Source organism: Priestia sp. MDV22-iso46 (assembly GCF_058629175.1).
Genome location: NZ_JBZVWT010000011.1, coordinates 1 through 11,935 on the forward strand (window position 1 = coordinate 1; position 11,935 = coordinate 11,935).

7 protein-coding genes and 1 pseudogene are annotated in these 11,935 nt (G+C 37.0%); 7 read left to right on the forward strand and 1 reads right to left on the reverse strand.

The genetic code is table 11. The annotated features are described in order from the left end of the window. Positions 1 to 3 precede the first annotated feature (3 nt). Positions 4 to 6,681, forward strand: a complete 6,678-nt coding sequence (locus AC4NPH_RS27030; RefSeq protein WP_491939303.1) for a tandem-95 repeat protein — start codon at positions 4 to 6, stop codon at positions 6,679 to 6,681. Positions 6,682 to 6,927: 246 nt separating this feature from the next. Here the strand turns inward: AC4NPH_RS27030 and AC4NPH_RS27035 are convergent, their stop codons facing one another. Next, the gene (locus tag AC4NPH_RS27035; RefSeq protein WP_098196963.1) at positions 6,928 to 7,452 is read right to left on the reverse strand and encodes an AAA family ATPase; all 525 of its coding nucleotides are present in this window, start codon (positions 7,450 to 7,452) and stop codon (positions 6,928 to 6,930) included. 916 nt (positions 7,453 to 8,368) lie between these two features. On the opposite strand from AC4NPH_RS27035, the gene AC4NPH_RS27040 reads away from it, so the two are divergent. The 6 genes and pseudogenes from AC4NPH_RS27040 to AC4NPH_RS27065 all read left to right on the forward strand — a co-directional run. After that, the gene (locus tag AC4NPH_RS27040; protein WP_055991493.1) at positions 8,369 to 8,584 is read left to right on the forward strand and encodes a hypothetical protein; all 216 of its coding nucleotides are present in this window, start codon (positions 8,369 to 8,371) and stop codon (positions 8,582 to 8,584) included. 118 nt (positions 8,585 to 8,702) lie between these two features. Beyond that, positions 8,703 to 9,008: a hypothetical protein gene (locus AC4NPH_RS27045; RefSeq protein ID WP_047933833.1), complete on the forward strand. Its 306-nt coding sequence runs from the start codon at positions 8,703 to 8,705 to the stop codon at positions 9,006 to 9,008. Between the two features lie 617 nt (positions 9,009 to 9,625). Then, positions 9,626 to 10,000, forward strand: coding sequence for a spore coat protein (locus tag AC4NPH_RS27050; RefSeq protein ID WP_074684417.1), 375 nt, complete (start codon positions 9,626 to 9,628; stop codon positions 9,998 to 10,000). Positions 10,001 to 10,503: 503 nt separating this feature from the next. Continuing rightward, positions 10,504 to 10,716, forward strand: coding sequence for a hypothetical protein (locus AC4NPH_RS27055; RefSeq protein ID WP_074684415.1), 213 nt, complete (start codon positions 10,504 to 10,506; stop codon positions 10,714 to 10,716). A gap of 302 nt (positions 10,717 to 11,018) precedes the next feature. Then, positions 11,019 to 11,225: a hypothetical protein gene (locus tag AC4NPH_RS27060; protein WP_141524677.1), complete on the forward strand. Its 207-nt coding sequence runs from the start codon at positions 11,019 to 11,021 to the stop codon at positions 11,223 to 11,225. 415 nt (positions 11,226 to 11,640) lie between these two features. After that, positions 11,641 to 11,935 (forward strand): annotated as a pseudogene (locus AC4NPH_RS27065) (pentapeptide repeat-containing protein); the annotation flags it as partial.

An 11,935-nucleotide genomic window follows, 5' to 3' on the forward strand; every position in this document is an offset into this window, starting at 1 on the left:
GATATCGATGGCAATCCATTGACATACGCGTTACTGACAGGGCCTGTGAATGGAACGGTAGTCGTGAATCCAGACGGTACCTACACGTATACGCCAAATGAAAATTACAATGGGGTAGATAGCTTTAGTGTCGTAGTAAGCGACGGCCAGGGAGGAACAGCTGTTTCTACCATCACGATTACAATTCTGCCAGTAAATGATCCACCAGTAGGGCCAGTGGTGGTAACGTTGGTCACAGATGAAGATACACCAGTGTCCAGTCAAATCACAGCGTTTGATCCAGATGGAGAAGTCCTGACGTACACCTTACAAGATCCTCCGACAAACGGCGTGGCAGTGGTCAATGCGGATGGCACCTTCACATATACGCCAAATGGAAGTTACAATGGCCCTGATACGTTTACGGTGTTAATTAGCGACCCGTCGGGCGCATTTATAGTGACGAGTGTATTTGTGACGGTTACGCCAGTGAATGATGTGCCAGTGGTGCCAAACTATGAGTTTGTAATTAATGAAGACACGACCTTAAATAGCCAAGTGGTGGCAACGGATATCGATGGCAATCCATTGACATACGCGTTACTGACAGGGCCTGTGAATGGAACGGTAGTCGTGAATCCAGACGGTACCTACACGTATACGCCAAATGAAAATTACAATGGGGTAGATAGCTTTAGTGTCGTAGTAAGCGACGGCCAGGGAGGAACGGCTGTTTCTACCATCACGATTACGATTCTGCCAGTAAATGATCCACCAGTAGGGCCAGTGGTGGTAACGTTGGTCACAGATGAAGATACACCAGTGTCCAGTCAAATCACAGCGTTTGATCCAGATGGAGAAGTCCTGACGTACACCTTACAAGATCCTCCGACAAACGGCGTGGCAGTGGTCAATGCGGATGGCACCTTCACATATACGCCAAATGGAAATTACAATGGTCCTGATACGTTTACAGTGTTAATTAGCGACCCATCGGGCGCATTTATAGTGACGAGTGTATTTGTGACGGTTACGCCAGTGAATGATGTGCCAGTGGTGCCAAACTATGAGTTTGTAATCAATGAAGACACGACTTTAAATAGCCAAGTGGTGGCAACGGATGTCGATGGCAATCTATTGACGTACGGGTTACTGACAGGTCCAGTGAATGGAACGGTCATTGTGAATCCAGACGGCACCTACACGTATACGCCAAATGAAAATTACAATGGGACAGATAGCTTCAGTGTAGTAGTAAGCGACGGCCAGGGAGAAACGGCCGTTTCTACCATCACGGTTACGGTTCTGCCAGTAAATGATCCACCGGTAGGACCGGTGGTGGTAACGTTGGTCACGAATGAAGATACACCAGTGTCCAGTCAAATCACAGCGTTTGATCCAGATGGAGAAGTGCTGACGTACACCTTACAAGATCCTCCGACAAACGGCGTGGCGGTGGTCAATGCGGATGGCACCTTCACATATACGCCAAATGGAAATTACAATGGTCCTGATACGTTTACAGTGTTAATTAGCGACCCATCGGGCGCATTTATAGTGACGAGTGTATTTGTGACAGTTACGCCAGTGAATGATGTGCCAGTGGTGCCGAACTATGAGTTTGTAATCAATGAAGACACGACCTTAAATAGCCAAGTGGTGGCAACGGATGTCGATGGCAGACCATTGACGTACGGGTTACTGACAGGTCCAGTGAATGGAACGGTCATTGTGAATCCAGACGGCACCTACACGTATACGCCAAATGAAAATTACAATGGGATAGATAGCTTCAGTGTAGTAGTAAGTGACGGCCAGGGAGAAACGGCCGTTTCTACAATCACGATTACGGTTCTGCCAGTAAATGATCCGCCAGTGGGGCCAGTAGTGGTAGCCTTGGTCACGAATGAAGATACACCAGTGTCCAGTCAAATCACAGCGTTTGATCCAGATGGAGAAGTGCTGACGTACACCTTACAAGATCCTCCAACAAACGGAGTGGCAGTGGTCAATGCGGATGGCACCTTCACATATACGCAAAATGGAAATTACAATGGCCCTGATACGTTTACAGTGTTAATTAGCGACCCATCGGGCGCATTTATAGTGACGAGTGTATTTGTGACAGTTACGCCAGTGAATGATGTGCCAGTGGTGCCAAACTATGAGTTTGTAATCAATGAAGACACGACCTTAAATAGCCAAGTGGTGGCAACGGATGTCGATGGCAACCCATTGACGTACGGGTTACTGACAGGTCCAGTGAATGGAACGGTCATTGTGAATCCAGACGGCACCTACACGTATACGCCAAATGAAAATTACAATGGGATAGATAGCTTCAGTGTAGTAGTAAGTGACGGCCAGGGAGAAACGGCCGTTTCTACAATCACGATTACGATTCTGCCAGTAAATGATCCACCGGTAGGACCGGTGGTGGTAACGTTGGTCACGAATGAAGATACACCAGTGTCCAGTCAAATCACAGCGTTTGATCCAGATGGAGAAGTGCTGACGTACACCTTACAAGATCCTCCGACAAACGGCGTGGCGGTGGTCAATGCGGATGGCACCTTCACATATACGCCAAATGGAAATTACAATGGTCCTGATACCTTTACAGTGTTAATTAGCGACCCATCGGGCGCATTTATAGTGACGAGTGTATTTGTGACGGTTACGCCAGTGAATGATGTGCCAGTGGTGCCGAACTATGAGTTTATAATCAATGAAGACACGACTTTAAATAGCCAAGTGGTGGCAACGGATGTCGATGGCAGACCATTGACGTACGGGTTACTGACAGGTCCAGTAAATGGAACCGTCGTTGTGAATCCAGACGGCACCTACACGTATACGCCAAATGAAAATTACAATGGGATAGATAGCTTTAGTGTAGTAGTAAGCGACGGCCAGGGAGAAACGGCCGTTTCTACAATCACGATTACGGTTCTGCCAATAAATGATCCACCAGTAGGGCCAGATGTTATTACGGTTACTACATTGGAAGAAATCCCAGTTACAGGCCAAATCGTAGCAACTGATCCAGATGGAGACCCTCTAATATACACCTTACAAGATCTACCGACTAATGGGACAGCGATAATCAATCAAGAAGGATTGTTCACTTATATACCAAATGAGAATTTTGCTGGAAACGATACGTTCACTGTACGTATAGCTGATTCAACTGGACAATTTATTATTACTAATGTATTTGTTGTTGTTATACCAGTTGAACAGCCACCTACTGTACCGAATTATTCAATTACTACTCCTGAAAACCAATCCGTAACCAGCCAGGTAGTAGGAACCGATCCGCATGGGGATCCACTCACTTATCGTTTAGGAACCTCTCCAGTAAATGGGAACGTTATAGTAAATGCAGATGGAAGTTTTGTATATTTACCAAATTCTAATTATGTAGGTCCAGATTTATTTACAGTTATTGTAGAAGATTCAACAGGTCTTACAGCAGTGTCTATTGTAAATGTTACAGTTATTGATATGAATGATTCGCCAGTTACGAGTGATGTTATTCTTCAGACTATAGAAAACGTAGCAATCAATGGGCAAGTGTTCGCTACAGATCCAGATGATAATTTACTCACTTTCAGTTTATCTGGTACTCCCTTTAACGGCACAGCTGTGGTAAATGCAGATGGAACATTTTTATATACACCAAACCTTAATTTTATTGGCTTGGATTCTTTTACAGTAGAGGTAAGGGATAGTCGCGGAGCTAGTGCACAATCTCTTGTGACTATAAGTGTAATTCGAGTAAATCAACCACCTCTCGTTATAGATTTATCAATTTCGACTGTACAGGGACAGTTTGTAACAGGGCAAATTCCTGCCTTTGATCCTGAAGGTGATCCACTAGTATATGGGCTGAGTTTAGCGCCACTTAATGGTACCGCCATTATTAATGCAGATGGCACCTTTACCTATACGCCGAACCCAAGTTTTGTAGGATCAGATTCATTCTCTGTTTTTGCCAGAGATGCTCTTGGAAACCAAGGGTTTGGAACTATTACCGTGGAAGTGCAGTCTCAAGATTTACCGATTAGTGCTGAAGGGCTCACTTTAACTACTTTAGCAAATCAACCTGTAAGTGGATCTATTGCCACTGTGAATCCAGCGGGCTTTCCGTTAAGTTATGCTGTAGCCATTTCCCCATCAAATGGAACCGTTGTGTTAAATCAAGATGGTGCTTTAGTTTACACACCAAATCCTGGATTCACCGGAGAAGATGTCTTTAGTATCGTTGTTAGAGATTCAGCTGGAAACCAAAGTATTGCTAACGCTGTTGTGACAGTAGTAGTAGGAGACAGAATTTCAGTTGTTAATAGTGAAATAACTACTTTATTCAATGCACCAGTTTCTGGGCAAATAAGTGCTACAAATTTGAGTGGAAATCAGTTGTTTTATACACTTACATCTAATCCTATTAATGGATCTGTCTTAGTTAACCCAGATGGCACATTTAGTTATACACCAAATGCTGGATTCTTTGGAACAGATCAATTCCAAGTGCTTGTAAGTGATGTTCTCGGTAATACAGCTGTTGCAACTGTTTCCATTGTTACGGAAGGACCGGTAGAAAGGGCACCCATTGTGTCTGATCAAACCTTGACTACAATTGAAGAACAGCCAGTGTCAGGGGCAGTGCAGGCAGTTGATCCTCAAGGTGAAGCATTAACCTATACGTTACTTGGCACACCACCAAATGGAATAGTCGTATTAAATCCGGATGGCACCTTTACGTATACACCAAATTCAGGATTTGTGGGAACTGAGTCATTTACAGTGGCTGTTCAGAACCAAACTGGTTTAAACGCCACAGCTACCATACAAGTGACTGTTACCCCACTAGTAAATCAAATTATAGTGACAAATACGACGGTTCGAACAGAGGAAAATCAGTCAGTAAACGATCAAGTATCAGCTCGCGATCAGTTAAACAGGCCGTTAACCTACACGCTTAACACTCCTCCATTATACGGAACAGCAATTGTGAACCAGGATGGAACTTTTATCTATACACCAACTCCGGGTGTAAGCGGTATTGATCAGTTTGATGTGCTTATTCAGAATAATCAGGGAGACCAAGCAATTGCACCGGTTATTGTAATAATAAATCCAGCCCAGAGCACTATTACACTAGAGGATGTAACAGTGCAAACCCAACAAAATGTGAGTGTCTCAGGGACAGTAATAGCTACCGATTCTCTTGGAAGACCTCTTCGCTTTTCATTGAACCTGCCACCTTTAAATGGAACAGTTAGAATAAATCCGGATGGCACATTCACATACACGCCGAGCCCTCAGTTTTTTGGAATAGACTCTTTTACCGTACTTGTCCAAAACGATCGAGGAAATTCAGCCATTGGAATTGTTCGAGTAGTGGTTCAAGAAAATCAAGATATTATTACAGTTACTCCTCTTACAGTGAGAGGGCAAGCAAACCAACCGGTTACAGGGCAAGTTACAGCAACCGACACACTAGGAAGGCCGTTAACATATCAAGTAAATAATTTACCTTCAAATGGAACAATTGTTTTCAATGCGAATGGTACATTTATTTATACACCCAATATGGGTTTTACCGGTATTGACTCCTTTACCGTACTTGTCCAAAATGATTTGGGTCAGTTTGCAACGAGCAGTGTGAACGTTGTAGTTGAAGGAATAAATAATACGATTAGTACACAGGATCAGGAATTGACAATTCCAACAGGTCAAATTATTGGAAGTCAAATTATTGCGGTTGATGCATTAGGAAGACCCCTCACCTACACAGTGGTAACACCGCCTGCAAACGGTGTAGTGATTTTAAATATAGACGGCACATTCACCTATACTTCAAACTTAGGGTTTGTCGGTCAAGATCAGTTTGTTGTTGTTGTAAGGAATGACACTGGGCAAGAGGCATTCTCAGTTGTGACTGTTAATTCAACTCCAAGTAATAATATCATTACACCAGGCAGTAATACGTTTACTACTCTTCAGGGGATACAGGTGATCGACAGTGTGCAAGCAACGAATCTATTACAAAGACCATTAAATTACACACTGACTACTGAACCGGCTAATGGCAATGCAACCCTTGATGCTTCTGGGAGGTTTGTATATCAACCAAACTCCGGATTTATAGGAACAGATTCCTTTACAGTATTAGTAAGAGACGATTTAGGCACAGACTCTATTGTGCTAGTTACAATTATAGTAGGTAGGTTACCTCAGCCTCCTATCATAGCAGCCCAAACGTTTAGATTGTTGGTTAATACTATTGCAACAGGACGAATTATCGCCACAGATCCAAATTCTCTACAATTGTTTTATCAAGTGACTCAAAATCCACAAAACGGGCAGTTGCTGGTTGATCGAATAACAGGTGAATTTATTTATGTTCCTAACCCTAATTTTGTAGGAACGGACACTGCTGTCGTGCGTGTAACAAATACGGATGGGGTATCAAGTGAAGCTACGGTTACATTTACTGTAGAAAGGGCGCCTACACCTACACCCCCAATTAGCCGTCCAGTCAACAATCTAAGGAAAAGAAAACGTCTTAAAAAGAAAAAACGCAAACAAAAAAATGACTGCTCTAAAACGAAAAAAGAGAAATTACAGGATGATTGTTCTGAAACAAAAAAAGAGAAATCTCGGGATGATTGTTCTAAAAAGAGAAAAAAATAAGATATAGAAACTGATCCTTTGATTGCGAATAAAGTAATTCACGGTTCTCTAATTTCACAAAATAAAAACACCTTCACATTTAATAACTGACATTGAATGTAAAGGTGTTTTTTAGTGAAAAAGAAGAAATGAAGGCTTAAAAATATTAGCAAAAATAAATACAAAAATACATTTAGAAAAAGAAAACATTATTTGATATTTTGTGTATAAGAGGTAACAATAATTTTTATTTATAAAGAAAATTTGCTACGATACTATATTTTTAAGAGCAGTCATCAGCTGATCATAATTGAATTTTTTCACAATAGGAAATAAGGTTTTCTCATATGTCCCTTCATATTTCTGAAACAACTCTAATATAAGAAGACGGTTTGTTTGATGAAATTTATCAATTTTGTGTAAATGATTATTCAAGGTTCTCTTATCAACCGTTCCATCTTTTTTTCTATAATTCTCTCTATTCATTAAACGTTTCTTACACTCTTCCGGTGAAAGGTCTAAAAAAATAATTACATCAGCCTTCTCAAAACGTATATCGTAAGTTTCAAAATACCCCCATCCCTCAATAATCCATTCTTTTTGCTCTACTACCTTGTCTAATTGCCTTCTGAATTTGCGCCTTCGGCGACGAAGCTGTTTAATCCTTTGCATGTTTTTATCACGAAACCATAAGTCCAAATGATAAACAGGTATCATTAGGTCCTTTCCGAGAGAAGTAGCCAATGTTGTTTTACCTGCACAACTATTCCCAAAGATTACAATTCTACACATAGAGCTCCCATCACTCCATTTATAAAATTAAAGGCCGCTTATAGAATTTAGTATAGGCTATTAGATTATATTAATAAGCCGTAAAATGGGTCGGCTACTTTAAAATATAACTCTTTCTGCTTACATAATAAGAAGCTACTTTAAAAGATCGATAGCATTTTTTCTGTTATATAATTAAATTTTATGATCATGTTAACTGTATATATGTTTGCAGATACAATAAAGGAGACTTATTACTATATAGAATATATACATAATATTTTTCAATAGTAGCCAATTATCTTTTTAGCACCGTAAAACTCTGATAACCACAAAGATGTGGATAAGTTTTCTTATTAATTCTATATTTCATGCTTGATCTAAATTGCTTCCATAAAGTGAGCGACTAATAGCCTGATTCACTTATTCTATGTCACAATAACTATATATAACCTTATATAACTTAGAGCAAAGACTTAGACCTGCCCTTTTAGTAATCTATTCCTATCTGTAGAAACCGTTATATCGATATTGGTAAGGTAAATAATACAGAAAATATGAGCTTAGATGTAGATTTTAATACGATGTGGAATATTTGAGGGTTGAAAATTGAGCAACGATTTAAACAAGAGTTAGAAGATCTACAAGCTTTACTGTAATTATAAACGAATCAAATTAAAAGGGTTGAGCCTCGTACGATAAAGAGTTTAATCTCATTAGGTACTTAGGCAATGTATCTAACTTTTAAGATTTAGTTTCTAATCTCGATTGCCCTTTTTATCTAAACAAGCTTATCATGTACAAGTTTAGTGTTGATGTTAATATACAGCTAAAAATAGGTATTTTCCCTCCATACTTTGTCCATTCAATGTTTAATATTTTTCATATAATATATAGCAATGTGAATTTATTTTTCTTCTTTAAGGAGGGGTTTTGTATGAGCAGAGATCATAAGTGTGTATGTGATCAGTTAGAAAGATTACAACCAGGGACACAAGTTGATATATTTCTAAACGGAAATGTACTGGAAGACCTTATTTTTACCAACTTTAATTTGGATACTTTCTGTGCAACTTTTGTTGATGTGGAAACGGAGACAGGAACTATTATTGTTTTAGATTGTAGAGATATACAAGCACTTCGAATTGAGTAGCATTATAAGATAATAGTGTAACAGTGTAACTGCAGAAGAGCTTGTAAAAGAGCTCTTCTGTTAATTTAAAAGGACGCTCTATTCAGATATTATCCAAACTAAGAAAGGGAAACTTAAAATGTCAATTTTTGTTAACCGATTTACCAATCCCAAAATATTTAATTCTAATTCTATAGCCGAGAATCATAATCAGAAGGTATATCATATTGATCTGAATTCAAAATACAGTTCTAAAAGTGTGTGCAGCCTTTTAGAAACTTTTCACCAAGGAAAAAAGGTTAAAAACCTTTTAGTAAATGGTACACAAATAAAAGTTCAGAATTTTGTAGGATTTAACCCTAAGACTGGTCTCGCTACATTTTGGGGAAAGAATGATGGTATTCTTTTAGTTGATTGTGAGCGTATTGATGCTATTACACTTTGAAATAATTTTCGCACTATAATGTCCTGTTCTGTGTCTTGTTAATCAGTGAAGATAACCCTTACTGTAATGTTGTTTATAGGGAATTAATAACAGCTATTTTTATACTTCCATATCATTTATACAAATATAAGGTTAATTTACAAACGTCTATAGAATTTACAATACTCTGATGCATATTTTTTCTGCAACAAAAAGGCTTCTTAAAAATAGAAGCCTTTTTAAAATTATTAACCATGGAATAGTAAAAACCAAAAAAGTTTAGTCCTATTAAAATATTCAAAACAATTTAGTTTATAAGGTTCTATATAAATCACGCCAAATTTTCTGTTCTAAGTAGAAAAAGGCTACTGTACAGAAGCAATGGTTTTTCTGTTTTTAGGTTGTATAAATTACTCACTTTTAGTTTATATAATGAGATTTATCAGAATTAAAAAGCTATGTTTCTTAAGCAAGAACATAACTATCAAGGAAATATAATTCAATAGTTACACTATATAGATACTATAGGAGTAGCTACCCCTATCTTTAAATTTCATTGCTTGAAAAGGACAAGCATACAAGCAAAACTTTTTCTTTTTCATATTAATATATTATATCTTAAAAAGGGAGGTGGAGTGTTGAACTTTAATAGCAATGCACTCATTGGAACTGAAACAATACAAAAAATCCTAAGCAAGCAAATTTCCAATTCAATAATTGTTGTTAAAGATTCTTGTAATGTTAATATTTCTATCACAGATACACAAACAGCAATAATTTTACAATCATTATTGCAAGTTTTAACCTTTATTTTAACGTTAATAGGTTTAGATGCTAATTCAATAAGATTAATTACAGTCGAAGTTTTACTCCTTGCAAAAGTTATACAATCTAGCAATCATAAAATTATTATCGAAAATTCTAAAAATGTTCATGCTACTACAACTAATATTGATACAGTTATTCTTATACAAAGTTTTATATTAATTTTGACTATTCTACTAATTATCTAGGACAATGTATAACTAAATAAAGGTCGACTTAAGAAAAGCTGATTCAAATGTTATCGAGCAAGCATTTAATTTCCTGTTAGCATAATAGATTTAAAATCCTCTTCAGTGATTAACTGAAGAGGATTTCAATGTGTAATGATTATATTATGAAAAGAATTAAGATAAAGATTATATTAACTACCAAATAAATCATATTTATTGGCTTACTTTAAGTAAATTGTCTATATGAATAAAATAACAATAATTATTGTGAACTGATGCGATGAAACATACATTCAAAAACCTTGCGGCAAACAGAACAACTACTGTACAAGAGCAGTAGTTGTTCTGTTTCTAATCTATATACACTGTACATTTTTAGCAACATAATTATTATTCTCGATATTTATTTTTATAATAAATAATTAAATAGTACAAGCTCTTATTTGAAATTTACATATAATAAATCAAATGTAAATTATAAATTTACATTTAATTTATTGCAATAAGGGGGGATACAAAGGATGATTACAGACTTATTAAGAATCTTAGATCCTGGAACACCAGTTCCAACCTTAGTCGTAGGCGGTGCTACGCTTACTAATCTTGTATTTTCAAGCTTTAATGCTACAACTAATTTAGCTTCTTTTGCAACTAGAACAGGTACTGGGACAAACGCTAGCACAAATATTGTCACAGTAAATGCTAATCAAATTCAAGCTATAACAACAGCTTAAATATATATCTTATTTAGAATTGGACATGCTTCATTTGACTATATATTTTATTAGATATATTTTTAAATCTCCATGTTTGACCAAACACTTACATCTAATTTAATGTAATAAATTCTAAAAATTAACTTAATACTCGTATAATTACAAAAAACTACTGATGGATCCAGTAGTTTTTTTTCTGCTTTTAGGCTGTATACGACATACAAAGACAATTTACATAATCTGTTTAATAAGAATGGCATAGTCTATTCTTAGACCATCCCATTCTTATAGAGTTACATTTAGTATTTAGAACAGTCACAATGATTGCAATCACAGTGACGATGGCATCTACAATTAGAACGGTGATCATGATGATTATTACATTCATGGTGGTGTTTACAGCTAGAACCATGGTGATGATCGCATTCATGGTGATGTTTACAGCTAGAACCATGGTGATGATTACATTCATGACGACGTCTACATCTACAACAAAATACAAGACGATTCCAACAATTCATATATAATACCCCCTATATATAGAATAGGATATTATATTCACAATAAAAAAAATGGCTTGTATTAGTGTCACCTAGTCTAAAAAATAGGCTCTACAATATAGAATGGTTATCCTTAAAGAAAAAATCTTGATGGTCACAAGTAAAAACCAATATTTTTCTTTTTATACATAAATTGTTTACCAATTTGAACAAACTAATCAAGAGGATAAGAAAGATTTTATAAGAAGGGAAAACCTTTAGATATTGCTTAAATATAATGATTAAATATCCCTCGTAACTTCTCGTAAAAATAAGAAGTTGGTCCCTTATAATTGCTGCGGTTAATAATCTTAATATTTGTTCATATGAAATTTTTTTTAGTAACACAAACCAAGCAATTGGGTCATATGCTGATGAATGAAAAATGAAAGGTTGTGAATAAATGAACTATTATGTTTATGTTCCATATTATCCTCTGATGCATACCTATCACCCAACTGATCATAAATGCAAAAATTCATATCCTGTAGACATGTATTATACCCACCCTACTTATTTTGATTATCGTTTCTACGCTGTTCCGACTTATCATGAAACAGAATACCAAATGGGCAGAAGAAAAGTTAGAAAAGAAAAAGGTGGTCCAGATTTTGAGGCCCCATCTTATCGTAATTCCGACCTTGAGACTTCATCCTCTCATGATTCAGATTTTGAGGCTTCATCTTATCGTAATTCCG